Annotated in this window: 22 protein-coding genes and 1 pseudogene; 12 read left to right on the top strand and 11 right to left on the bottom strand. The window is 63.6% G+C overall.

From position 1 onward, the window contains the following. Positions 1–2: 2 nt before the first annotated feature. Both CDQ92_RS05670 and CDQ92_RS05665 read right to left on the bottom strand, forming a co-directional pair. Positions 3–323, bottom strand: a pseudogene (locus tag CDQ92_RS05670) (DUF2218 domain-containing protein). Beyond that, on the bottom strand, positions 323–928 hold the full coding sequence (locus CDQ92_RS05665; protein WP_229667270.1) for a PadR family transcriptional regulator: 606 nt from the start codon (positions 926–928) through the stop codon (positions 323–325). The pseudogene CDQ92_RS05670 and the gene CDQ92_RS05665 overlap by 1 nt, the downstream one beginning before the upstream one ends. A gap of 197 nt (positions 929–1125) precedes the next feature. Here CDQ92_RS05665 and CDQ92_RS05660 point away from each other — a divergent pair, with 197 nt between their 5' ends. The 3 genes from CDQ92_RS05660 to rplL all read left to right on the top strand — a co-directional run bounded on the left by CDQ92_RS05660 (position 1126) and on the right by rplL (position 3551). Then, on the top strand, positions 1126–2268 hold the full coding sequence (locus CDQ92_RS05660) for an ISAs1 family transposase (RefSeq protein WP_088440332.1): 1143 nt from the start codon (positions 1126–1128) through the stop codon (positions 2266–2268). A gap of 337 nt (positions 2269–2605) precedes the next feature. Continuing rightward, a complete protein-coding gene (gene rplJ / locus CDQ92_RS05655; RefSeq protein WP_088440331.1) occupies positions 2606–3121 on the top strand; it encodes a 50S ribosomal protein L10 in 516 nt (171 codons plus the stop codon). A 58-nt stretch (positions 3122–3179) separates the two neighbouring features. Further along, positions 3180–3551, top strand: coding sequence for a 50S ribosomal protein L7/L12 (gene rplL, locus CDQ92_RS05650; RefSeq protein WP_088440606.1), 372 nt, complete (start codon positions 3180–3182; stop codon positions 3549–3551). Positions 3552–3665: 114 nt separating this feature from the next. Here rplL and CDQ92_RS05645 read toward each other — a convergent pair whose 3' ends face one another. Further along, entirely contained in the window at positions 3666–4733 is a 1068-nt protein-coding gene (locus tag CDQ92_RS05645; RefSeq protein ID WP_088440330.1) for a hypothetical protein, read from the bottom strand. A 283-nt stretch (positions 4734–5016) separates the two neighbouring features. On the opposite strand from CDQ92_RS05645, the gene CDQ92_RS05640 reads away from it, so the two are divergent. Beyond that, positions 5017–6045, top strand: a complete 1029-nt coding sequence (locus CDQ92_RS05640; protein WP_088440329.1) for a D-alanine--D-alanine ligase family protein — start codon at positions 5017–5019, stop codon at positions 6043–6045. Then, entirely contained in the window at positions 6042–6902 is an 861-nt protein-coding gene (locus CDQ92_RS05635; protein ID WP_088440328.1) for an NTP transferase domain-containing protein, read from the top strand. The genes CDQ92_RS05640 and CDQ92_RS05635 overlap by 4 nt, the downstream gene beginning before the upstream one ends. Here the strand turns inward: CDQ92_RS05635 and CDQ92_RS05630 are convergent. Beyond that, the gene (locus CDQ92_RS05630; RefSeq protein ID WP_088440327.1) at positions 6823–8265 is read right to left on the bottom strand and encodes an 8'-apo-carotenoid 13,14-cleaving dioxygenase; all 1443 of its coding nucleotides are present in this window, start codon (positions 8263–8265) and stop codon (positions 6823–6825) included. The two genes, CDQ92_RS05635 and CDQ92_RS05630, sit on opposite strands and share 80 nt — an antisense overlap. Positions 8266–8351: 86 nt before the next feature. Between CDQ92_RS05630 and CDQ92_RS05625 the strand changes: the two genes are divergently transcribed. Further along, entirely contained in the window at positions 8352–8963 is a 612-nt protein-coding gene (locus CDQ92_RS05625) for a TetR/AcrR family transcriptional regulator (RefSeq protein ID WP_088440605.1), read from the top strand. Positions 8964–9047: 84 nt separating this feature from the next. Continuing rightward, positions 9048–10829, top strand: coding sequence for a sensor domain-containing diguanylate cyclase (locus CDQ92_RS05620; RefSeq protein ID WP_088440326.1), 1782 nt, complete (start codon positions 9048–9050; stop codon positions 10827–10829). 92 nt (positions 10830–10921) lie between these two features. On the opposite strand, the gene CDQ92_RS05615 is transcribed toward CDQ92_RS05620, so the two are convergent. From CDQ92_RS05615 to rpsF, 5 genes are all read right to left on the bottom strand, one after another. Further along, the gene (locus tag CDQ92_RS05615) at positions 10922–11578 is read right to left on the bottom strand and encodes a Fe2+-dependent dioxygenase (RefSeq protein ID WP_088440325.1); all 657 of its coding nucleotides are present in this window, start codon (positions 11576–11578) and stop codon (positions 10922–10924) included. Then, positions 11566–12624, bottom strand: coding sequence for a hypothetical protein (locus CDQ92_RS05610; protein ID WP_088440324.1), 1059 nt, complete (start codon positions 12622–12624; stop codon positions 11566–11568). Before CDQ92_RS05610 ends, CDQ92_RS05615 begins: the two co-directional genes overlap by 13 nt. A gap of 179 nt (positions 12625–12803) precedes the next feature. Beyond that, positions 12804–13433, bottom strand: coding sequence for a 50S ribosomal protein L9 (rplI, locus tag CDQ92_RS05605; protein WP_088440323.1), 630 nt, complete (start codon positions 13431–13433; stop codon positions 12804–12806). Between the two features lie 14 nt (positions 13434–13447). Next, positions 13448–13672: a 30S ribosomal protein S18 gene (gene rpsR / locus CDQ92_RS05600; RefSeq protein ID WP_088440322.1), complete on the bottom strand. Its 225-nt coding sequence runs from the start codon at positions 13670–13672 to the stop codon at positions 13448–13450. An 11-nt stretch (positions 13673–13683) separates the two neighbouring features. Continuing rightward, positions 13684–14052, bottom strand: a complete 369-nt coding sequence (gene rpsF, locus CDQ92_RS05595; protein WP_088440321.1) for a 30S ribosomal protein S6 — start codon at positions 14050–14052, stop codon at positions 13684–13686. A 342-nt stretch (positions 14053–14394) separates the two neighbouring features. Between rpsF and CDQ92_RS05590 the strand changes: the two genes are divergently transcribed. After that, entirely contained in the window at positions 14395–15618 is a 1224-nt protein-coding gene (locus CDQ92_RS05590; protein ID WP_201792029.1) for a S8 family serine peptidase, read from the top strand. Between the two features lie 54 nt (positions 15619–15672). On the opposite strand, the gene CDQ92_RS05585 is transcribed toward CDQ92_RS05590, so the two are convergent. Then, on the bottom strand, positions 15673–17055 hold the full coding sequence (locus CDQ92_RS05585; RefSeq protein ID WP_088440320.1) for a Mur ligase family protein: 1383 nt from the start codon (positions 17053–17055) through the stop codon (positions 15673–15675). Positions 17056–17212: 157 nt separating this feature from the next. Here CDQ92_RS05585 and CDQ92_RS05580 point away from each other — a divergent pair, with 157 nt between their 5' ends. From CDQ92_RS05580 to CDQ92_RS05565, 4 genes are all read left to right on the top strand, one after another. After that, complete coding sequence (locus CDQ92_RS05580) at positions 17213–18040, top strand: LD-carboxypeptidase (protein WP_088440319.1); 828 nt, start codon at positions 17213–17215, stop codon at positions 18038–18040. A 106-nt stretch (positions 18041–18146) separates the two neighbouring features. After that, positions 18147–19085 carry an ACP S-malonyltransferase gene (gene fabD / locus CDQ92_RS05575; protein ID WP_088440318.1) on the top strand — a complete coding sequence of 313 codons (939 nt, stop codon included), beginning with the start codon at positions 18147–18149 and terminating at the stop codon, positions 19083–19085. Positions 19086–19110: 25 nt separating this feature from the next. Then, complete coding sequence (fabG, locus tag CDQ92_RS05570; protein ID WP_088440317.1) at positions 19111–19854, top strand: 3-oxoacyl-[acyl-carrier-protein] reductase; 744 nt, start codon at positions 19111–19113, stop codon at positions 19852–19854. A 34-nt stretch (positions 19855–19888) separates the two neighbouring features. Beyond that, on the top strand, positions 19889–20359 hold the full coding sequence (locus tag CDQ92_RS05565) for a hypothetical protein (protein WP_088440316.1): 471 nt from the start codon (positions 19889–19891) through the stop codon (positions 20357–20359). 204 nt (positions 20360–20563) lie between these two features. Here the strand turns inward: CDQ92_RS05565 and CDQ92_RS05560 are convergent, their stop codons facing one another. Beyond that, positions 20564–22690 carry a TonB-dependent receptor gene (locus tag CDQ92_RS05560; RefSeq protein WP_088440315.1) on the bottom strand — a complete coding sequence of 709 codons (2127 nt, stop codon included), beginning with the start codon at positions 22688–22690 and terminating at the stop codon, positions 20564–20566. Positions 22691–22820 lie beyond the last annotated feature (130 nt).

The following is a 22820-nucleotide window of genomic DNA, read 5'->3' as shown; positions in this document are numbered from 1 at the left end:
GATCACCCCTTCTGCCAGTTCAACGGCAGGGGCGCCTCGCGAAACGCGGAGCGGTCGAGGTGGCGCGCGACGGCGCCCTTCAGTCCCTCGAGCTGCCCTCCGACCCTGGCGTCGATGCGGACCTCCAGCCTGTCGGCTCCGGCATCGAAGGTCACCAGGGCATCGCCCGGTCAGTCGGCCCCGCGCGCATCCTTCGGAAAGGTCACGGTGCCGTGGTCGGGGGTGAACTCGACCTGCAAATTATGCTGCCAATGCTTGCCCAGATGTTGCAGAATCTTGCTCGTATGAGCGGTCGGCACCGTCGCGGTGGCACTGACCGTCATTAAAGCCGCTCGATCTTTTGCGCCGCCTCGTCGATCAGCGCGACAATGTCGTGCAGCGCCGCCTTGTCGAGATCGCGGTCGCCAAGCCGGTCCATCAGTACCTGGCGCAAATTTCCCATCGCGCGGCGGACCGACGCCGAGTCCGTGCGCTGCGTTTCTTCACCGACTGCGGTCAGGCGCGCGATCGCGGCATCGACAACGTCCGCATTGGCTTCCAGCTCGGCGCGTCCGGCGTCGGTGATCGCGAACAGCTTTTTCGCGCCCTCGCTCTGCTGCGCCTCGATCTGCCCCATGTCGTCGAGCAGGGTCAGCGTCGGATAGATCACCCCGGGGCTTGGCGCATAGGCGCCGCCGGTCAGCTCCTCAATCTGGCGGATCAGGTCATATCCGTGGCGCGGTTCGTCGGCGATCAGTTTCAGCAGCACCAGCCGCAGCTCGCCGCTGTCGAACATCCGCCGCCGCTCGCCGCGCTCGCCCCGGCCACCGCCCCCGCGTCGACCGCCAAAGCCATGTCCGAAGCCATGGCCAAACCCGCGCCCGCCGCCGCGATGAATCGCCCGCCGCCCGCCGCAACCGCGGCCTTCCATTTTCGCATAAAAAATCATGGTCATTCCTTTAAGTGAGTCTCGATGCGTCTAAGATATATCTTATATTGAACTTTGCAAGGTGTTGGATGCGCACTGCATGACAACTTTATCCGCACGGCAACGAGGTCAGGTTAACGCCGCGGCGAAGGTTTTTGTAGCGGCGGAGGTGCGGGCGTGATTCATAGCGTGTCGGGTTCACAACAGACCGGACGCTTATGGAACAGATATTCATCAAGGATCGCCTTGCGCTTTTGCTCGATCATTTTGGGGCGGTAAAGGATCCGCGTGAAGCGGCGAAGGTAAAATTCCCGCTGCGCGAGGTGCTTTTTCTGGTGACCTGCGCGACGATTGCGGGCTGCGACGACTTTGATGAGATTGCGGCTTGGGGCGATGATCATCTCGACTTTCTCAAGGGTTATTCGGAATATTTTTTCGGGACGCCCAAAGAAGACTGGTTGCGTGTTGTGATCAACCGGATCGATCCGGCTTTGTTCGAGGCCTGCTTCACCTCCTGGGTCATGAGCCTGCGTCCTGGCGGAGCCGATCTGATCGCGCTGGATGGCAAAACCTTGCGGCGTAGCGGCGATAGCGCCACCGGCGGCAAGCCGATCCATCTTGTCTCGGCCTGGGCGTCGACCCAGCGTCTCGTGCTGTGCCAGGAGGCGGTCGATGCCAAGGAGAATGAATGCACCGCCATTCTGGCGATCCTCGAGCGCCTCACCCTGGACGGTGCCCTCATCACGATCGATGCCATCGCCACCAATCCGACCGTCGCTGATGCTATCACCCGCGCCGGTGGTGACTATGTGCTGGCCCTCAAGCGTAATCAGCCGACTCTGCATGACGAGGTCGCCCGTTATTTTGCCGATCCCGCCACGACCGGGCTTAAGACGATCGAGATTACCGACAAGGATCATGGCCGCGTCGAGGTCCGGACCTATGTCGTGAGCCACGACGTCGAGTGGCTGAGCAGCGATCGCCGTTATCCCGGCGAATATCGGTTCGCGGCCGTTAAAAGCCTGGTCAAGACGACCACCTCAACCCACTGGCGCGGCAAAACCACCTGCGAAACCCGCTATTTTATCTCATCCGCCGTCCTTCCACCTGAGCGCGCCGCCGAGGCAATCCGCGCGCACTGGGGCATCGAAAGTCTCCACTGGGTTCTTGATGTCATCTTCAAGGAGGATCAGTCACGGCTCCGCCGCGGCTACGGGGCCCAGAATATGGCGCTCGTCCGACGCCTCGCCTTCAACATCGTGCGCGCAGGGCGCGGCAAGAAATCCATCAAAACTGCTCGCAAAGTCGCCGGATGGAACCCCACCTTCCTCACTTCGCTCCTCCAGCCGTTCATTTGTTAACCTGGACTCGTTGCCGTGACTTTATCCGCGCTCCGCCTTGACTTCCGATCGTTTCCGGCTATCAGCGCCCCCGTGTTGCCACGGCTCCGGCCGCGGCAATTCCGTCCGAGACAGTTGGTGCAGGGGATTTGCCCTGCTTAATTTCCAGCCGAGACGGGGAACAGTCTTTTTCGGTCGCCCGCCTGCCTGTCAGGCGACGCGTCTTGACCGACCCCTTCGGACATCGTTGCGCAAAGACGGGTGAGCCTTGGCTCGCGTCCGGTTTTGCGTGTGTTAGCCGCCCGGCGGCGCGTGCGTTTCGGCGTCCGCGCATCCGGGCACAGAGTGGAGTATAGGCATGGATCGTACGGAAAAGGCCGAAGCCGTATCCTCGCTGAACGCTACGCTGGCATCAGCTGCCTCGGTTGTGGTCGTCCGCAACCTCGGCATGACCGTCGCTCAGTCGACGGTGCTGCGCCAGCAGATGCGCGATGCAGGAGCCGACTTTCGCGTCACGAAGAACCGTCTTGCCAAAATCGCGCTCGACGGCACGTCCTATGGCGGGATCGGCGAACTGCTGACCGGCCCCACCGCGCTTGCAACCTCGACCGATCCGGTCGCGGCGGCCAAGATCGTGGTGGAATTTGCCAAGACCAACGACAAGCTTGAAATCGTTGGCGGCGGCATGGGCGACGTGGTGCTCGACGTGAATGGCGTCAAAGCGCTGGCTTCGCTTCCCTCGCTCGACGAGCTGCGCGCCAAGATCATTGGTCTGGTGCAGGCTCCGGCTACCAAGGTTGCGCAGATTGCCGCAGCCCCGGCTGGCCAACTGGCGCGGGTTTTTGGCGCATATGCCGCCAAAGAAGCAGCGTGATTTCGAACTAATATTGAAACTTACTGCCGGGAAATCCCGGTTCTGATGGAGAATGAACATGGCTGATCTTGCAAAGATCGTTGAAGAACTGTCGGCACTGACCGTCCTCGAAGCGGCTGACCTGTCGAAGATGCTCGAAGAAAAGTGGGGTGTTTCGGCTGCCGCCGCTGTTGCTGCTGCTCCGGCTGCTGCTGCTGCTGGTCCGGCTGCTGAAGAGCAGACCGAATTCGACGTCATCCTGACGGGTGACGGCGGCAACAAGATCAACGTGATTAAGGAAGTCCGTGCGATCACCGGCCTGGGTCTTGGCGAAGCCAAGGCACTCGTCGAAGGTGCGCCGAAGGCCATCAAGGAAGGCGTGAACAAGGCAGAAGCTGAAGAGCTGAAGGCCAAGATCCTCGCCGCTGGCGGCACCGTTGAACTGAAGTAATCAGTTTGCGGATCCGGTCGGTTCATCCGACCGGCTTCTGACAAAAAGAAAGGGCGGCGCCGCGAGGCACCGCCCTTTTTTTGGTCAGGAGACCACGCCAGATTGTCTGGGCGCTCAGTTGCTTGAATAGCCCGGACGGAACGTGGTGGCCGTGCGCGCACGGGCCGGTTCGGGGCGGCGCACTTCCTGTTGCTGCATCGCCGGGGCAGGGCGCTGGGCGATTTCCCACGCGCTGACCGGCTTGCGCGTCATGTCCTTCTGCGCGCCAAGCGTTTCGTCATAGGCAATGCGCTCCTGACGATCGAAGAAACGCGCGCGCTTCAGGCGCTTGTTGAGCGTCGCGAACGGGTTTTCCGGCGTCGGACCGGCCATCGCCATTGCTTCATGACGTCCCATGCTGCCGCTAGGGGCGGCTGCGAAGGCGGGCGTCGTGCGCGGGGCGGTAGTTTCCGCCGCGCGGGGTGCATAGGCCGGGCTCACCCACTCCTGGGTTTCGCTGGCGACCGGAGCCCTCGCAGCGGTGGGTTCGAAACGCTGGACAGGCGCGTCGTGGACAACCTCGTCATAGGCAATTTCGTCCGCGGCGTGACGGCGACGGCGGGCAAAGGCCAGACCGGCTCCGCCGACGATTAGCAGGGCAGCCGCGCCACCGGCGATCTCCCACGGGAATTCGCCGCCCGTTGCGGTCGCGGCTTCGGCAGGTGCCGGGGTCGCTTCAAGGGCGGGCTCAGCGGGCGCTACCATCGGCGCAGCGATCGCCGCCAGTTCCGAAACTGGAGGAGCTTTATCGGCAACCGGGGCTGCGACAGGAGCGGCGGCTACCGGTGTTGCGGAAGCCGAACGGGTACGCTGTGCGGCGCGGGCCGGAGCGGGCGTTTCTGCACGCTCGGCCGCGCGGGGCGCGGGGGTAGCTTCGACCGGCGCGATCTCCAGCGGCACGCGGATCACGGGGGCCGGCGTCGGGGTCTGCGCGCTCTGCGGCGCGGCGATGGGTGCGGGTGCGCTCGGTTCGGCGACCGCCGGCGGGATTTGGGGTGCCGGTGCTTCGGTGGTCGGCGCCGCGACCGGCGGGGTCATCGTGATCGTCGGGGCTTCCTGCGCAAAAGCTGCGGGGGTGGACAGGACCAAGAACGCGGCAATCGCGCTCGTGGCAGGGCGGGTGAGGGCGAAATTTTTCATCATAGTGATGGACGAACGAACCGCGCCGGAAAAGCGCTGCGCCGAAAGCCAGATTTCCGCGACGAGCCGTGGCGGTCGGACGGCGCGGCGAGGAATTCGCTGTAATTGGTTGTGCTCGGGCATCGGCTTTGCGGTCGGTGGAACCGCTGTCGTGCTTACCCTCCGTACATAAATTCCGGTTTCTCAGCGGTTGGGTGGTACAAATGACACTGATCTTGCATTTCGCGGTCACCTGTCGTCACCAATTCGTCATCGCCGCGCAACCTTGGCATGATCAACGCGGCGCATGAAAACGACCGCACTTGCGCCTACCCGGCTGCCCGATCGCCTGCGCGAAACCCAGCGCCTGCTGTTCATCGCCAAACACGCCCGCTGGACCGGCGGGCTGCATGCCGACGACGGCAATCATGCCCTGTATCATCGTGAAATGCGCGAGACGCTGGAGGGATTGGGTATCGAACTGCTGATCGCCGACAACTATGCCGCGCTGTTTGATCGGCCCGCCGCCGATTTTGTTTTCCCGCTGCTCAACCGCGGTGGTTTCTTCAATTCGGAAATGCTGCTGCCCCTGCTCTGCAACCAGCATGGTTTGCCCTATCTCGGCGCATCGCCGATCGTTCGCGGTCTTTCCGACGACAAGCATCTGACCAAGCTGGAGGCCGCGGCGCGCGGCGTGCCGACCGCGCCTTGGGCGCTGTTCCGCCGCGGCGCGCCGGTCGACGCGGCGCGCTGCCCGCCCGCCCGGCGCTGGGTGATCAAGCCGAACAACAGCTCCGCATCATGGGGCGTCCGCGATGCCCTTGACCGGGTCGAACTGGCGCAGGCGATCGCCGAAATCCACGCGCTCGACCATGACGCGCTCGTCGAACCCTTCATCGACGGCAGCGATATCGAGGTGCCGGTGATTACGCTGGACGGGGAACCCGCGATGCTGCCGATGATGATTTTTGAGCAGGACGATCCCACCCAGCTGCGCACCTATCAGGAGAAGCGCGATCTGGTTGGCAACGTCGGTTATTGTATCAAGCGCTTCGACGATCCGCTGATCAGTCGGCAAGTCATCGAATATACGCGCCGGATGGCCGATGTGTTTCGCCCCTTCGACTATGGCCGTTTCGAGTTCCGGGTCGATCAGGCGACCGGCGACGTGCACCTTCTTGAAGTGAATCTCAACTGCAACCTGTGGTCCGAAAAGCTGTTCTCGCGCTCGGCCATGGTCGCGGGCTTTACCCATGCGACGCTGATCGAAACGATCGTGGCCGAGAGTATGCTCCGCCAGATCGCGCCGGCGATGGCGCGGCGGGACGCGGCATGACCGGTTCGATCCTGATCCTCGCGGGGCGTCGGTCGGGCGCCGTTGATGCTCTGGCGGCAGCACATGGCGTCGCGGACAAATGTCTGGTTCCTGTCGCGGGCCGGCCGATGATCGCGCATGTTCTGAACAGTGCAGCGGCAAGCGACGCCGGGCAGATATTCGTGTCGACGCACCACTTGGGATTGCTGGCCGATTTGCAAGACCCGATAGCAAAATTGCTGGGCAAACGCCTGGTCGTTGTCCCCGCGGCGGGCGATCTGGCGGACTCGGTTCTGGGTGTCGCGGGCGTAGCCCGTTTCCCGTTGCTCATCACGACCGCCGACAATTGCCTGCTGACGCCCGAAACGATCGCCGAGATCGAGGCGGAGGCCGCGCGTCTCGATGTCGAGGCGGGGGTGGCATTGGCACGGCGGGAGGATGTGTTGGCAGCGCATCCCGAAGGCCAGCGGCGTTTTTACGAATTTTCCGACGTCGCGGTGTCGAACTGCAACGCCTATTGGATCGGCCATCCCGGTGCGCTGAAGGCGACCGAGGCGTTTCGCGGCGGCGGCCAGTTTGTCAAAAAACCCTTCCGCGTGATGCAGGCTTTCGGGCTAGTAAACTTGCTTCGCTTCCGGTTTGGGCTCGGGCCGATCCACCACATTTTCGCACGCATCTCGCGGCATTTGAACGTCGAAATCGCCCCGCTGCTGGTCAGCAACGGGGCGACGGCGATCGATGTCGACAATGAACGGTCGCTGCGCGTGACCGAGGCGCTGATGGCGCGCCGCGGGACGGTCAGTCCGCTACCCAGTTCCCATGAAAGCCCGGCGGAACCCGGTGCGGGAGATGCACGACAGCTTGCGGCGACCCGGTAAAATTATCGGCGTTGAGGATGACGAGCGCGGTCGTCTCGTCATTCATATTGACGACCAAGCCGATCAACCAACCATCATCCTCGGCACTGCTCTCGCTGCGCGGGACGAAGACGAACTCGCCGGGATGGCGACCAGGGCCGAAATCATGGATGGCGGTCGAGCCCGATCCAAGGTCATGCTTGAACAGCCGCGTTTCGGCCAACGCCCATTCGACATTCTCGCCATCAGGCAGCGCGATACTGTAGGCGTAGCGATAGGGCTTCGTCGTCAACCGCTCGTCATAGCGCGGAAATTCCTGCGCATGATCGTGGATGACGGTGCGCGTCGTTGTCCCGGCGACCGGATCGATCGTCCAGCGTTCCATGCGCGATTTCTGGCTGTCGGGCCCGCGTTTCGATTCGGCAAACATCGTTTCGTGTGCCACCACATCGACGATTACCTTGCCGTCCGCGGTCTCATACGCATTGGCGGGGTGGAAGACATAGCAGGGCTCGACCGGCACCCAGACGATACTGTCGCCGCTGCCTTTCCTGGGGAGAAGGCCGACGCGCGCCGGATGCGCGTCATTCCATGCATAGGGGAAGCGATAGCCCGCGAGCAGCATCTTCATCGAAAAGGTGACGGGGAGGTCGAACACGAGCGCGTAATTTTCGGTGATCGCGCAGTCGTGGACCGAGGGTCCGTCGCTGACTGCAACCGCTTCTTCGCGGATGACGTGTGCGTTGCTGTCCATCACCACGTGCCAGACCTTGTTCGGCTCGTCGCCGCGATAGGTGATCGCGTGGACCTCGTCGGTGACGGGATCATGATGCGGATGCGCCGTATAGGCGCCGACCAGGGTCCCGTCGAAGGGGTTATGTGCGATCGTGTTCAGCTCATAGTCCAGCTCGACCGGCTTGCCGCCCGCCTCCACGATCGCGAAGGTGCGGCCGGCGAGGCCGACGACATTGGTGTTCGGCGCGTCATTGCGATCGGCGCGCGGGCCGGGGGGCAGGTCTTCGCCCAGCGCTTCGCAGGCTTCGCTGCCGCGGATCCAGCGGTTCCGGTACCAGTCGGCCTTGCCGCCCTCGATACGGATGCCGTGGACCATGCCCGCGCCGGTGAACCAGTGATAGCTCGCGGGATCGGGGGCGATGGCAGGGTTCGGCCCGTTGCGGAGGTAGCGACCGGTGAGCCCGGCGGGGATTTCGCCTTCGACGCGCAGGCCTTCGAGCGTCAGTTCTTCGGTCATCGGTTCGTGGATGCCCGTCAGGAAGGGGTGGGCGTCGGTGGGACGGGGGAGGCGTTTGCGATTGAAATCGGCGACTTTGCCGATGCCTTTGACGACGGCACCGCGGATGAGGGTTTCGACGTTGCTTGCCATGATCTTGCTCCTTACGGATGTTGGCGAAGGTGCCGCTTAGCGTGGAGGGGATTGCGCTGGCGACTCGGTATGTTTACGGTGACAACATGATCGAACAAGATAACAGTGTCAACATTAAAAGCGACGGCGCAAAAGCGGGGGGCGCTTATCATCATGGCGACTTGCGCGCGGCGGTGATCGCAGCGGGGCTGAAACGGCTGGAGGCGGGCGATGACGGCGAGCTGAGGTTGCGCGCCTTGGCGCGCGACGTCGGAGTCAGCGCCACCGCACTTTACCGCCACTTTCCCGACAAGGAGGCGCTGCTCGACGCGCTCGCCGACGAGGGGTTGCGGCGGCTGGGCGCGCGACAGGCGCAGGCGTGGCTAAAGGCCGGCGGCGGGCGCAACGGGTTCAAGGCGACGGGGACGACCTATGTCCGTTTTGCCCATGACGAGCCGGCGCTGTTCCGCCTGAGTTTCACCCGCCAGATGTCGGCGCGCCATGCGAATGTTGGCGGCGACGGCGGCGAAGTTGCCTATAATCTGCTCCGCGCCGGGGTAGGCGAAGCGTTGCCAGGCGTTGAGAACCCCGACCGTGCGGCGTTGCACGCCTGGGCGCTAGTCCATGGGCTGGCCATGCTGATCCTCGACCGGCGACTGGAGTGGGATGAGGCGATGGTCGAGGAGGTCGTCGGATTGACCTTTGGTGGCATCGCATGATCCCATCGCACCGCGCCGCACCCCGTCCGACAAACTTGGGGATAAATTAGCGGTTTCTTACTCACTTTTCGGTTAGTTGGAGGCATGATCCGGTCTTTGTCTCCCCGAGTCGAGGCGGTTTTCTGGTTTCTCCTGACCGCCACAGGCTATTATCTGCTGGCCAGCCTGTCGCTTTATGCGACCAAGGGCGCAGACAATATCGCGGCCGTGTGGCCGCCGAGCGGTTATTTTCTGGCGCTGTTGCTGTTGATGCCCGACCGGGTGCGTTATGCTGCCTTTGCCGCGATGGCGCTGGCGAGTGTTGGCGCCAATATCAGCGGGGGCGTCAGTCCATTGACGGCGACCGCCTACACCGTGGCGAATGCGGTCGAAGCGACGATCGCGCTGTTGCTGATTCGGCGGTTCGAGGGTGCCGAGATGTCGTTCATGGCGCCGCGCGCGGTGGGGCGCTTCTGCGTTGCCACGCTGAGTGCAAGCGCGGCGAGCGCCGTCGTGGCCACCGCGCTGACGGCCAACGGCCCGGATTTCTTTTTGTCGTGGATGACGACGGTGGCGCTGGGCATGCTGATCGTCACCCCGCCGATCGTCATGCTGGCGCGCATTGTCGGATCCAACGCGCTTCACAACGTGTCGACCGCGATGAAGATTGAGGCCGTCGGACTGCTGACCATGGCGGCATTCGTTACTGGCGCTTCGTTCGCGCAATCGGAATTCCCGGTGACGTTCCTGCCTTGCGTCGCGGTCATCGTCGCGTCTTACCGGCTTGGCCCGTTCGGCGCAGCGGCGGGAATGCTGATCGTTGCGGCGATTGCATCGCTGCTGACGGCGCAGGGCCAAGGTCCGATCGCGGCGATGAACTACAGTCAAAAGGTCGAGGTGCTGTTCCTGCAATTCTATCTGGTGACGATGCTGTTTATTGCGCTGCCGCTGGCCGCGCTGCTGGTGGTCCAGCGCCGATTGGCCAAGCGGCTGGAGCAGAGTAACCGCTGGCTGCTCCAGGCAGAAGCGGCGGCGCTTGTCGGCCACTGGCGCGTCGATCTGAAAGCGTGGACGATCCAATGGTCGGATCAAACCTATCGCGTCCACGGGCTGGAACCGGGTGTTCCGGTCGATGTCGATTACAGTGTCGCGCAATATCTGCCCGAGGATCGTGCAAAAGTTCAAAAAGTCCTGACGGAGGCTGTTCGGACGGGAGAACCGTTCGTGTATCAGGGACGGATCAAGCGGGCCGACGGAGGAATCCGGCACGTCAGGTCGCACGGGTCGATCGAAAAGGGGCGTCGGGGCAAAGCCGTCGCCATTTTCGGTACGGTTCAGGACGTCACCGAAACCGTCGAAAACGCCCGCATTCTGGAATCGGCGCGCAGCGCCGCCGAACGTGTGGCCAACACCGATATGCTGACCGGCCTGCCCAATCGGCGCCATACGCTGGCAATCCTCGATCAGGTGCTGTGTGAAGCCAGGCAGCAAGGCACGCCGCTGGCAGTCGCGATCTTTGACATCGATCATTTCAAGCAGATCAACGATTCCCATGGGCACGCCACGGGCGACGATGTGATCCGCCGTGTCGGTCAGCGCGCCAAGGCGTCGCTGCGCGAAGAGGATCTGGTCGGGCGGTTCGGCGGTGAGGAATTTGTCTGCATCCTGCGCGGACGCAGTGCCTTGTCGGCCGAACTGGTCGCCGAACGGGTACGCAAAGCGGTGCAGACCGATAGCGAAAGCGGCGACGGTCCCGGGGCGACGATCAGCATCGGCCTGGCGATCTTCGCCGACGAAGAGACCCCCCAAGACCTGCTGCAGCGGGCAGACAAGGCGCTGTATATGGCAAAGCGCGGGGGCCGCAACCGGCTACAAATGGCGGCATAGGCCGTGGCGTCTGCATTATCCCGATGATCGACGCGTGCCGGATATCGCGCAAGCTGCGTGCGGATTCCGAACGGTTCTGACGAATGACGGCTTTAGCGCCGCCACATCCGCAGCAACTGATATTGTACCGCCTGCAAGCGGGTATAGTTTTCGGGCGCCATGTTCAGCCCTTCGAGAGCGGCAACTTCGTTGAGTTCGTAGATCAGGTTCCGCTGCTGAACGTCGGGAATGAGGCTTTGGATGAATGTGATCGCGACCAGCCGCTCGCCGCGGGTCACCGGCTCGACCTCGTGCAGCGTGTGCGAGGGATAAATGATCGCGACGCCGGGCGCTTCCTTGAATCGCAGGTCCGCGCTGCCGAGCTGGACATGCAGCGCGCCGCCGTCATAGTCGGCAGGATCGTTGAGAAACACAGTACAACTGACATCGGTGCGCAGCTGGCCTTCGGGTAGCGGGATATAGGCCGTATCCGGGTGGAGGCCATAGTGCATTCCGGGCGCGTAGCGCGTCATCAATGGCGGAGCGATGCGGGCCGGAAAGGCGAACTCCATGAAATCGGGGTTCTGGACCATCGCTTCGAGCAGGATTTTCGACGATCGCTCATAGGCATTGGCATCATGAAGCTGAAGGTTGTTCTTTACCTTTGAATGCGGATTGCTGATCTTGCCATCGACGAACTGGCCGCCGGCGGCGATGTCGCGCAGGGCGCGAACGGCACCGTCGTCGAGAAGCTGCACTAGTTTGAACATGTGATTTCCTGGTCGTTATGGATCGGCAGATCTGCAAGACTTGTATAACGTGCCACAAGTGCTTCAACCCACGCGATTGCCTCGCCAATCGCCGCTGCATGGGTCGCTTCGGCTTGTGTCTGAAGTTCACGGCGCAGGTCGGGGCTGTAGCTATGGTCGGGCGACTTTGAATATTGGCGCATGATCGGCCCCGCGATTGCGGCATCGATCCGTCCGGGATCGGACACCAAACCAAAATGTGCCACCTGCGCCGCGAGCGCGGCTGCCGGATTGGCGAGCATCGCCTCGAAATCGATCCACAGGTGGCGTGGATCGCCGGGCGGAAGCGTCCGCCGTGCGGTGGCCATCTCGCACAGCCAGCTCATCGCCACCCGCGTCACCGGGGGCAGCTGCCAAAGCGCCGCATCAAAGTCAGGAAGCATGGCGGCCAGCCGTGCCATGCGGGCCGATGCCTGGGCGAGCGTTTCTGCCAGCGATGCTTCGCCGGCGAGAATCGTTGCTATGTAGCGGCGGAGCGAAGCGTACAGAAACAGACTGCGTCCGTCGGCTTCGGTCAGGTCGGCGGCGATGGCGGTGATGACGCTCGATGCCTTGACCATGGCGCGTTGGCCGGGACCAAAACCACGGCCAAGCCAGCCCAGCGCCTGTCGTCGGCGGGTCTGGTACCGGTCGGGCGACCAGACCGACTCCGCCCGCTCGACCCGTTCGGCGACCTGCGCGAGCGTTCGCAGCAACATCGGTTCGCGCAGCGGCAGTACATCGCTGGCCTCAGCCAGCAGGCGCGAGACGAGCGTCGATCCGACATGGCCGATATGAAAGATGAAATCGGGCGACGGCGCCGCGGCGCCGAGGTCGGGGAGCGCATCCCACGGCAGCCACTCACGCCCGATGCGATCGGTAAGCAGCCGCTGGTCGAGAAAGCTTGCGGCGCGATAGTCGGGCTCTGCAAGCAGCGCGACCAGAACTCGGTCGTTGGCAAGGTCCGCCATATGCGGGAGCAGACTTGCATCGGCGGCAAAGCGGCGCTGGAAGGGATCGTCGGCCATTGCCGAGCCATAGGAAAGGCGAAGCGGGTTGGCCAGATGGGATGAGCCGGTGACCGGAGAGTGCTTAGGGGTGGGAGCGGACGAAGCCGATCCTCCCCGTCAAGCTTCCCGCAAAGCAAAAGGGCCGCGCTTCCTTTCGGAAACGCGGCCCTTTTCAAATGGCTTTCGCCAGAGAAGGCTCAGGCTTTCTCTTCGGCTTCGTCCGCGGCAGGCGCTTCGGCGACCAGTTCCGACGGCGGCGTTGCGTCGTCGAATTCGTCTTCGCTGTCGGGCTCGAGCGCCGTTGCGACGGCTTCGGCCTGTTCTTCCTCGAACATCGCGGCGATGACGTCGATGCCTTGCTTCTGCATCTCGGCTTCATCGGGCGAGCGGGCGACGTTGACGCCTACCGACACGATGACTTCAGGGTGCAGCTTGACCTTGACGTCGACCAGGCCGAGCGCCTTGATCGGGCGTTCGAGCGCGACCATCGACTTGCCGATGTCCGTGATGCCGTCTTCGGCCAGCGCATCGACGATGTCGCGGACCGAAACCGAACCATAAAGCTGGCCCGTGTTCGACGCCTGGCGGATCAGAACGATCTGCTTGCCGTCGATGTCCTTGGCGCGGCCTTCGGCTTCGCCACGGCGTTCGGCGTTATCGGCCTCAATCTTGGTGCGGTTCGCTTCAAACAGCTTGCGGTTGGTGTCGTTCGCGCGCAGCGCCTTGTTGTTGGGCAACAGGTAATTGCGGGCAAAGCCGTTCTTGACGTTGACGACATCGCCGATGCCGCCGAGTTTCTCGATGCGTTCGAGCAGAATGATTTCCATCAGACCAGCCCTCCTTACTTCACAATGTAGGGCAGCAGGCCGATGTGGCGCGAGCGTTTGATCGCTTTTGCCAGCTCACGCTGCTTTTTGGCGGACACCGCGGTAATCCGCGACGGGACGATCTTGCCACGCTCCGACAGGTAACCCTGGAGCAGGCGAACGTCCTTGTAATCGATGACCGGTGCATCCTTCGCGGTGAAGGGGCAGGTCTTGCGGCGGCGGAAAAAGGGTCGTGCCATGGTCTCTATCCTTATTCTTCGCCGTCGCGGTCACGGCCGCCACGGCCGCCCCGACGTTCCTGCTTGCGCATCATGACCGACGGGCCCTTTTCGAGTTCGTCGACCTTGATCGTCATCCAGCGGATGATGTCTTCGCTGATCGCTGCCTGACGCTCGATCTCGGCGATCGCGTCGCCCGACACTTCGGCCGACAACATCACATAATGACCCTTGCGGTTCTTCTGGATCTTGTAGGCGAGCTGCTTCAGACCCCAGGTTTCGGTCTTGTGGACTTCGCCCTTATATTCGGTGATAACGTTGGTGACGGTTTCCGCCAGCGCGTCGACCTGAGCTTGGCTCAGGTCCTGACGCGCGATAAAAACATGCTCGTAGAACGGCATGATGCGCTTCCTTCGATTTGGCCGATCGCTGACCTGCGCCAATCGCAGGCCCCTCCGGCTGTCGTCTCGCTTTGCGAATCGGTGCAAAGCAAACGGGGCGATGGCATAGAGCCTCGCCCCGAATGAGGGCGCCTTTACAGATTTGGCGACGGAAAGCAAGCTTTGGGGTGGCGGCGACCAGCCAGTATCACTCGCCATGATGGGCAATTTTGATACAAAATCCTCTCGGACGAAGATGCTCCATTACCGGGGGCGCAAAAGTGCGGATCGAGATGAGAAATTGATAGCATTGCGCGTCCGATGGGCGCAGCTTTTCCGGATCGAAAAACGGGGAGACTTTTGATGCGTAAATCCGGAATTATTGGTGGGGTGGCGCTCGTGGCATTGGCCGGGGCGGCCTATGCGGCGGCCGGCGGCAAGGGCATGGCCGGCGACTGGCTGGTGCAATTGCCTGCTGCCGGGACAGCTTCGACGCCCGCGGCGGCATCCGCCAAGGCGCCAGTCGCAGAGCTGAAGGCCGGCGACAAGATCGCCGGCAGCTATATCTGCATCTTTCGCGCCCGCGCCGTCGGCCGCGGTAACGAGCGGGCCGAAGCCGTGCGATCGGCCAATGCCGGCGGCGGCAATGTCAGCCATGTCTATTCAACCGCCTTGCAGGGCTTTGCCGTGCAGGCGTCAGCGCAAGGCGTTGCCAATATGCAGGCGCGCAATCCGAACATCGCCTACTGCGAGCAGGACCAGGTGGCGTCGATTATCGATCCGGTTGGCATCAATGCCAAGCCGGGCGGCGGTGGCGGTACGCCACCTGCGCAGACAGTGCCGGCCGGGATCGCCCGCGTCGGCGGCGGCACGACGACCGCTGCCGGGATCGCATGGGTCATCGACACGGGCATCGACCTCAACCACCCCGACCTGATCGTCGACACCGTGCTCAGTCGCAACTTCGTGGCGCGCGAAAGCTCGGCTGAAGATACGAACGGCCACGGCACGCATGTCGCCGGGACCATCGGGGCGGTGAACAACAGCATCGGGGTCGTGGGGGTCGCGCCGGGGACGCGGGTTGCGGCAGTTCGGGTGCTTAATCGCCGCGGTACCGGCAGCTATGCCGACATTATCGCGGGGGTCGATTATGTTGCGGCGACCGGGCGCAGCGGCGATGTCGCCAATATGAGCCTTGGCGGCGGTGCCTCGCAGGCACTCGACAATGCGGTGATCGCGGCGGCGAGCAATGGCATCGTCTTTGCGCTCGCCGCAGGCAACGAAAGCACCAGCGCCACGACTAAGTCGCCGGCGCGCGCCAACGGACCCAATATCGTCACCGTTTCCGCCGTCGATCGCAACGATGTTTGGGCGAGCTTTTCCAACTTCGGCAATCCGCCGGTCGACTGGGCGGCGCCGGGCGTTTCGATCCAGTCGACTTGGAAAGACGGCGGTTACAACACCATTTCGGGTACCTCGATGGCGACGCCGCATGTGGCGGGCTTGTTCCTGCTGGGCGCCGTACGCGCCGACGGACTGGCGATCAACGACCCTGACGGCAACCGCGACCCGATCGCGCACCGCTGATCGATTATGATGTTCGGGGAGGCGTCGGCGGTCTTTGACCACCGGCGCCTTTTCCTATGCCTTCAATTTTTCGAGAAGCTGGCGCCCGAATTCGGTGAGGGTATCGTCGCGCGCGCCGAGGGTCAGGATGCGATCGCCGGATTTCGCCTCGTCCAGCATCGCAGCGCCGCAATTGGCGCGGGTGGTCAGATGCGCCGCATCGCCGCTGCCAGCGACGATGTCGGCGACGAGTGCCTCGCTGCCGATGCTGCGGTCGACAGTCCCGCCAAAATAAACGGGATCGCAGACATAGAGCTTGTCGCCGTCGCGCATTCCCTTCGCAAAGCTCGCCGCGAGTTCCTTGCCCATCTGGCGTAGCGGGCCGTAACCGTGCGGCTGGAAGAACAGCAGGGCGCGCCCCGGTAGCTCGGCGACCGCGGCGAGGGTTGCGGCAACTTTGTCGGGGTTGTGCGCGAAATCGTCGATGACGGTGACGCCGTTTGCTTGGCCGAGCACCTCATACCGGCGCGCGAGGCCAGCGAAATCGGTGAGAGCGGCGACCGACTGATCGACCGAAATGTTGACCGCACGCGCCGCGGCAATTGCGGCAAGGGCGTTCATCGCATTGTGGCGCCCGGGCATCCGCAGGCGCACCGCGTGCCGGTCGCCAGCAAAGCTGACCGTGAACCGGCAGCCATCGGGCAAAGCTTCGAAATCGCCGCCGCGGATCGCCGCTGCGTCGCTGAAACCAAAACGCATGACGTTTTGAGCCGCGAGCAGCGGTGCGGATTCGGCGTCGTCGGCGTTGATCACCGCGATGCGCGCCTTCGCAGCAAAATCGCCGAACAATGCGTGCAGTTCGGCAAGACTTTTGTGATCGAGGCTGATGTTGGTAACGACCGCGACGTCGGGGTTGTACAGCGCGATCGAGCCGTCGCTTTCGTCGACCTCGCTGACATAGGTTTCCGCATCGCCAACGAGCGCGCTGGCATAGAGCCGGTCGTCGCTCGCGAAATTGCGCATCACCGCGCCGTTCATTACTGTGGGCTTCCGGCCTGCGCTTGCGAGGATCCAGCCGATCATCCCGGTAACCGTCGACTTGCCGCTGGTCCCGGCGACGCCGATCGCCTTGTCCGCAGCGTTGAACAGCGCGGCGTTGAGGTCGGCGCGGGTCATGCGCGCGAGGCTGAGCGCGTTGGCCGCGGCGACATCGGGAACACTGTCCTCAACCGCCGCCGAGGCGACGAGGATTTGGCCGGATTTCGGGCCGCTGCCGTCTTGCGGGTAAAGGGCGATGCCCTGGCTTTCAAGCCACGCGAATTTGTCGGGCGAGCGGCCTTGGTCATGGCTGCGGTCCGACCCCGCAACGCTGGCGCCGCGCGCCGCGACGATCATCGCCAGCGGCATCATGCCCGACCCGCCGATGCCGCAGAAGAAATAGGATTTGTTTTCCGACATGGCGGCGCGATATGGGCTTGTTACAAGGTTTGCAACTGGCGCCCGCCGCAAATTCCGTTCGTGTCGAGCGAAGTCGAGGCACCCATCGGGACAGCGCAGGGCCGAGGGGCATCTCGACTTCGCTCGATGCGAACGGAACAGGGGGTCGGCTGAAAAAATGCGTATCGGGATTGTTGCTCCCTCGACCCCCATATTGCCCGACGATGCCGAGGCGGTCCGGGCGCTCGCCAGCCTTGGCTATCCCGACGTCGAGCTGATCTTCGATCCGCAATGCTTCGCGACGCACGGTCATTTTGCGGGCGAGGACGGGCATCGTTTTGCGGCGCTGGTCGAGATGGCGAACCGTCCCGACATCGACGGGATCTGGTTCGCGCGCGGCGGTTATGGCGCGTGCCGGATCGCCGAGGATGCGGTCGCGGCGATGACCGACGTCGCGCGGGGCAAGGCGTTTCTGGGCTATTCGGATCAGGGCAATCTGCTCGGCGCGCTCTATCGCGACGGCTTTGACCATGTCGCGCACGGGCCGATGGTCGCCGACATCCGCCGCGACGGCGGCGATGCGGCGGTGCTGCGCGCACTCGACTGGCTCGTCGCGCGCGATCCGGGCGCTTGTGAGCCGGGTTTGCAGCATGGGGCGCGTCATGCGGCGTTTAACCTGATGACGCTGTCGATGCTGCTCGGCACGCCGCTGGAGCCTGACCTCGCGGGGCATATATTGGTGATCGAGGAGGTGAGCGAATATCTCTATGCGTTTGACCGCGCCCTTTTTCATGTCGCAAGCTATCTTGGTCCGCTCGGACTCGCCGGCCTACGGCTCGGCCGGGTGGGCGACATTCGCGAGAACGACCGCCCGTTCGGCATGGAGGCCGAGGAGATCGCGCAGGAGTGGTGCGCGCGCTGCGACATCCCGTACCTTGGCCGCGCCGACATCGGGCATGACGCGGACAACAAGGTGGTCCCCTTCGGCTTGCATCGCGCCGGGTGAGGGAATAGGCGCGGCATCTTTCCGTCATCCCAGCGTAAGCTGGAATCGCGGGAGTTAGGACGCAACCGATCGCAGCTTACGCTGGGATGACGATGAGGAACGAATCATGCGCGCATTCATCTTTCCGGGTCAGGGCAGCCAGGCGGTTGGCATGGGCAAGGCGCTCGCCGACGCGTCGCCGGTCGCGCGCGAGGTGTTTCAGGAAGTCGACGATGCGCTGGGTCAAAAACTGTTCCGGCTGATGACCGAAGGGCCGGAGGACCAGTTGGTCCTCACCGAAAATGCCCAGCCAGCGATCATGGCCAATGCGATCGCGACGCTGCGCGTGCTCGAAAGGGAAGGCGGCGTGACGCTGGCGGCCAAAGCCGTTTATGTCGCGGGCCACAGCCTCGGCGAGTATTCGGCGCTCTGTGCAGCGGGCGCCTTTGACCTTGCGACCACAGCGCGGCTGCTCAAGACGCGCGGGCAGGCGATGCAGGCCGCGGTGCCGGTCGGCATCGGCGCGATGGCGGCGCTGCTCGGCGCCGATATCGAGACCGCGCAGAAGCTCGCTGATGCGGCGGCCGAGGGTGAAATGTGCACCGTCGCCAACGACAATGATCCGTCGCAGGTCGTGATCTCGGGCCACAGGGGCGCGGTCGAACGCGCGGTCGCGCTGGTCAAGGATTTTGGCATCAAGCGCGGCGTACTGCTGCCCGTCTCGGCGCCCTTCCACTGCCCGCTGATGCAGCCCGCCGCCGACGCGATGGGCGATGCGCTGAGCGCCAACCCGCCGTCTGCGCCGCTGGTGCCGGTCGTCGCCAACGTCACCGCCGGCCCGGTCAGCGACCCCGACATGATCCGCGACCTCCTCGTCCAGCAAGTCACCGGCCGCGTCCGCTGGCGCGAAAGCGTCGGCGCGATGGAGGGTGTCGGGGTGACGCACTTCGTCGAATTCGGCGGCAAAGTGCTGTCGCCGATGGTCAAGCGCAGCGCGTCGGGCGAGGTCGAGACGGTGAGCGTCATTTCCATGGACGACATCGAAGCACTGCTCAAGACGCTCTAATTCAAAGATTTCAGGAGAAATTCAGATGTTCGATCTCACCGGCATGACGGCCCTTGTTACCGGCGCATCGGGCGGTATCGGTTCGGCGATTGCTCAGGCGCTGGCGGCGCAGGGCGCACGGCTCGCGGTGTCCGGTTCCAATGCCGACAAGCTGAACACTTTTCGCGACACGCTCGGCGGCGGCCATGTGGCTTTGCCCTGCAATCTGGGCGATGCGGCGGCGGTTGATGTGCTCGTCCCGGCGGCGGTCGAGGCGCTTGGTGGCAAGCTCGACATCCTGGTCAACAACGCCGGGGTGACGCGCGACAATCTGATCATGCGGATGAAGGACGAGGAGTGGATGGACGTCATCCGTATCAACTTGGAGGCCAATTTCCGCCTTGCGCGCGCGGCCGCCAAGCCGATGATGAAGGCGCGGTTCGGGCGGATCATTTCGATCACCAGCGTCGTTGGCGCCACCGGCAACCCGGGGCAGGCCAATTATGCGGCGTCGAAGGCGGGGGTCACCGGCATGACCAAGGCGCTGGCGCAGGAACTGGCAAGCCGCGGTGTCACCGCGAACTGCGTCGCGCCGGGCTTTATCGCCACCGCAATGACCGACGACCTGCCCGACGCGCAGAAGGAAGCGCTCAACCAGCGCATTCCGGCGGGGCGAATGGGCGAGGGCAGCGATATTGCCGCCGCAGTTGTCTATCTGGCGTCGAAAGAAGCGGGTTATGTCACCGGTCAGACATTGCATGTGAACGGCGGCATGGCCATGCTGTCCTGATGGATCGCGCGGTGACGGTGAAGGGAATATCGGGATGCTGAAGGGTTTGATCGCGAGCGCTGTCTTGGCAATCGCGGCGCTACCCGCCGGGGCCGCAGCGCAGGAAGGCGAGAAGTTCGATTGCGCCGTGTCGGCGGTCGCAGCCGACATCAAGGCGTCGATCGGTGCGGCGATGGCAGGCGCAGGCGACGATGCCTCACGCGAAGCCCTGTTCAAGCAGCTTGCGACGATTACCGAGGGCTGCGTGACGAAGCATGGCATCGCCGAAGCGCAGAAGACCGCGTATTTCGATTACAGCCTCGCGCGCATCTCGCGCGAGTGGCTGGTTGGTGACATCGCCAAGCTCAACCTGCCGTCGGCGATCGTCGATAAGGCGCTCGATTTCGGGCCGGCAGGCGCGAACCCCGACTTGTCGAGCGACATGACGGAAGATCAGATCATGGCGATCGTCCAGGCCTATATCGACAGTGGCGTCGATATTGAAAAGGTTGATGAAGCGGCGTAGGAAAAGGTCGGCGCCTATGCGGCGGCGACATCGATTTACTGGAACAAGCGGAAACAATTGCCGTTTTGACGATCGATTGGGAAGATCGCTCCCGCGAGACTCGTCATTGCGAGCGAAGCGAAGAAATTCAGGGCGGTTTACGCTACTCTGGATTGCCGCGTCGCTTCGCTCCGCGCAATGACGGTGCCATTTTAAGCTTAGCGCTCAGAAACTTGCCCGCGCGGTAATCCGGATATCGCGGCCGGTCAGCGGCACATAATCCTTGGTAAAGCTGGCGTGGCGCCGCGCCTCGCTATCGAAGATATTGTTCGCCGCTAGCGACAGCGTCAGGTTCTTGGTGTCAGGCAGCGGCCGCCAGCTGATCGAGGCGTTCACCAGCGTGAAGCCCTTGGTCGCCGTTTCGAACGGCGCGATGCGGGTCTGGTCGTCGGTCCATTCGACCTCGGCGCGCGCGTCGATGCGTTCGCCCTGCGCTTCAAGGCCGCCCAGCACGCGCATCGCCGGGATGCGCGGAACATGGTCGCCGCCCTTGATCTTGGCGCGCGTCATGTCGGCGACGACATCGCCGACAATGTTGAAACCGCCGATCTGCGCTAGCCGGGCGCTCGCCTCGGCCTCGAAACCCCAGACGCGGGCGTCGCGCTGGAAATATTGGAAGACGGGCAGCTCATCTTCTTCCTCGCCGGTGGCGTCGGAATAGATGAAATTGTCGAACCAGTTGGAATAGCCGGTCAGGCTAAGGCTGAACGCTTCGGTCTTCACCTTGAACGACGCTTCGGCCCCCCAGCTGGCTTCGCGCTTCAGATTGACGTCGCCGATCTCGAACGATTGCGTCGCGATGTGTGGCCCGTTCGAGAAGAGCTCTTCGGCCGACGGGGCGCGAACGGCGCGAGCGACCGACAGGCCGATCTTCGCGCTGTCGCTGATGTCGTAATTCGCGCCCAAGGCACCCGAGAAGGTGTCGAAGCTGCGCGCGATGCCGAGCGCCGGGGCGCGGACATCGGTTGTTTCATAGCGCGCCGCGGCTTCGACGCCGAGCGAACCCAGTGTCCATTCCTGCAGGGTAAATAGCGCGAACTGGTCGGTCAGGTTGCGCGGGACAAAGGCTTCGGCGCCGATCGCGTTGAAATCGCGGTGGCTGTACTGGATACCGCTGGCGCCGCGCAAGCCGCCGCGGTCGTTCTGCGCCAGCTCGAGCCGACCCTCAACACCCTGGTTGGTGAAGACGGTGCCGACCTCGTCGCCCTCAAATTCGGTATGTTCATAGTCGGCGAACCCGGCGCGGATGCGCAGCTTGTCGAAGAAACCATCTCCCAGCTCGACCTCGCCGCGCAAGTCGGCGCGCCATTGCTTCAGGCCGATGGTGACGGGCGCTTCGCCATGGTCGTGGCCTTCCTCTTCTTCACCTTCCTCTCCACTTTCATGGTGATGCTCGGTGCCCGGGCGGTTGGGAACGCCATATTTGCTGTCGTAATAGCTGACCGAAATGCCCAGTTGGCCGCCGTCGTTGATGAGCGACAGCCCGCCCGCCGCGGTCCAGGTCTCGCTGGCGGTGTTGGGGATCTTGCCCCTGCGGTTGGCGTCTGCGGTCAGCTCGGCGGCTTCGTCGAGATGGCCTTCTTCGACCTCATGTTCGGCGAGATGGAGAAGGTCGTCGCGGATGTCGGGCGCATAGACAAAGCCGCCCGAGCGCGCGTCGCCGGTCTTGCGCCAGCTGCCGTCGAGATGCGCAACGATCTGTGGGGACAGCGCGACGTCAATCGAGCTGCCGATATTGCGGTCGCTTGCGGCGGTCGCGTAGCCGCCGATCGCGTCTATATGGATATGGTCGGACGGCACCTTGCGCGGGATGCGGCGGTCAAACAGGTTGACCGCGCCGCCGATCGCCTGGCTGCCGAACAGCAGCACTGCGGGGCCGCGCAGGATTTCGATCCGTTCGACTGTCAGCGGGTCGATGGTGACGGCGTGGTCGGCCGAGGTGTTCGAGACGTCGATCGACCCGATGCCGTCGGTCAGAACGCGGACGCGCTCGCCCGAAAAGCCGCGCAGCACCGGGCGCGAGGCGCCGGGGGCAAAGCTGGTCGCCGATACGCCGGCCTGGCGGGTCAGCGTGTCGCCGATCTGGCCACGGATGTCGCGCGCCAGCTCGTCACCCTCGAGCACCGACACATTGCCGAGAATATCGAGGCTGCGGACAAAGGGCGCGGTGACGATGATCGGGTCGCCGGTATGCACATCGTCGTCGCTGCCCGCGGCGGCACGGTCCTGCGCCAAGGCGGGGGCGGCAAGGAAGATGGCAAAGGAGAAACCGGCGGAGCAAAGCAAACGCATAAGGGGAGAGTCCTGTTCTATAGCGACCTGTGCGGGTCCAGTAATGATATACTGTCACAATGGCAACCCCCGCCGGAGGGCGTGCGCTGCCGTTCGTCGGAGGAGGGCGCCCGTTGGTCGACAAAGGCTG

This window comes from Sphingopyxis bauzanensis, assembly GCF_002205675.1.
Taxonomy (GTDB): Bacteria; Pseudomonadota; Alphaproteobacteria; order Sphingomonadales; family Sphingomonadaceae; genus Sphingopyxis; species Sphingopyxis bauzanensis.
Note: the sequence above shows the minus strand (reverse complement) of the source record. Positions and strands in the feature narration are given on the sequence as shown.

What these genes read in the sequence shown, in the direction of transcription:
- CDQ92_RS05665 (WP_229667270.1), bottom strand. Translation starts at nt 928, where the DNA reads ATGATTTTTTATGCGAAAATGGAAGGCCGCGGTTGCGGCGGGCGGCGG.
- CDQ92_RS05615 (WP_088440325.1), bottom strand. Translation starts at nt 11,578, where the DNA reads ATGTTCAAACTAGTGCAGCTTCTCGACGACGGTGCCGTTCGCGCCCTG.
- CDQ92_RS05620 (WP_088440326.1), top strand. Translation starts at nt 9,048, where the DNA reads ATGATCCGGTCTTTGTCTCCCCGAGTCGAGGCGGTTTTCTGGTTTCTC.
- CDQ92_RS05640 (WP_088440329.1), top strand. Translation starts at nt 5,017, where the DNA reads ATGAAAACGACCGCACTTGCGCCTACCCGGCTGCCCGATCGCCTGCGC.
- rpsR (WP_088440322.1), bottom strand. Translation starts at nt 13,672, where the DNA reads ATGGCACGACCCTTTTTCCGCCGCCGCAAGACCTGCCCCTTCACCGCG.
- fabD (WP_088440318.1), top strand. Translation starts at nt 18,147, where the DNA reads ATGCGCGCATTCATCTTTCCGGGTCAGGGCAGCCAGGCGGTTGGCATG.
- CDQ92_RS05610 (WP_088440324.1), bottom strand. Translation starts at nt 12,624, where the DNA reads ATGGCCGACGATCCCTTCCAGCGCCGCTTTGCCGCCGATGCAAGTCTG.
- fabG (WP_088440317.1), top strand. Translation starts at nt 19,111, where the DNA reads ATGTTCGATCTCACCGGCATGACGGCCCTTGTTACCGGCGCATCGGGC.
- CDQ92_RS05585 (WP_088440320.1), bottom strand. Translation starts at nt 17,055, where the DNA reads ATGTCGGAAAACAAATCCTATTTCTTCTGCGGCATCGGCGGGTCGGGC.
- rpsF (WP_088440321.1), bottom strand. Translation starts at nt 14,052, where the DNA reads ATGCCGTTCTACGAGCATGTTTTTATCGCGCGTCAGGACCTGAGCCAA.
- CDQ92_RS05590 (WP_201792029.1), top strand. Translation starts at nt 14,395, where the DNA reads ATGCGTAAATCCGGAATTATTGGTGGGGTGGCGCTCGTGGCATTGGCC.
- CDQ92_RS05580 (WP_088440319.1), top strand. Translation starts at nt 17,213, where the DNA reads ATGCGTATCGGGATTGTTGCTCCCTCGACCCCCATATTGCCCGACGAT.
- CDQ92_RS05660 (WP_088440332.1), top strand. Translation starts at nt 1,126, where the DNA reads ATGGAACAGATATTCATCAAGGATCGCCTTGCGCTTTTGCTCGATCAT.
- rplL (WP_088440606.1), top strand. Translation starts at nt 3,180, where the DNA reads ATGGCTGATCTTGCAAAGATCGTTGAAGAACTGTCGGCACTGACCGTC.
- CDQ92_RS05560 (WP_088440315.1), bottom strand. Translation starts at nt 22,690, where the DNA reads ATGCGTTTGCTTTGCTCCGCCGGTTTCTCCTTTGCCATCTTCCTTGCC.
- rplI (WP_088440323.1), bottom strand. Translation starts at nt 13,433, where the DNA reads ATGGAAATCATTCTGCTCGAACGCATCGAGAAACTCGGCGGCATCGGC.
- CDQ92_RS05565 (WP_088440316.1), top strand. Translation starts at nt 19,889, where the DNA reads ATGCTGAAGGGTTTGATCGCGAGCGCTGTCTTGGCAATCGCGGCGCTA.
- CDQ92_RS05630 (WP_088440327.1), bottom strand. Translation starts at nt 8,265, where the DNA reads ATGGCAAGCAACGTCGAAACCCTCATCCGCGGTGCCGTCGTCAAAGGC.
- CDQ92_RS05645 (WP_088440330.1), bottom strand. Translation starts at nt 4,733, where the DNA reads ATGATGAAAAATTTCGCCCTCACCCGCCCTGCCACGAGCGCGATTGCC.
- CDQ92_RS05635 (WP_088440328.1), top strand. Translation starts at nt 6,042, where the DNA reads ATGACCGGTTCGATCCTGATCCTCGCGGGGCGTCGGTCGGGCGCCGTT.
- rplJ (WP_088440331.1), top strand. Translation starts at nt 2,606, where the DNA reads ATGGATCGTACGGAAAAGGCCGAAGCCGTATCCTCGCTGAACGCTACG.
- CDQ92_RS05625 (WP_088440605.1), top strand. Translation starts at nt 8,352, where the DNA reads ATGATCGAACAAGATAACAGTGTCAACATTAAAAGCGACGGCGCAAAA.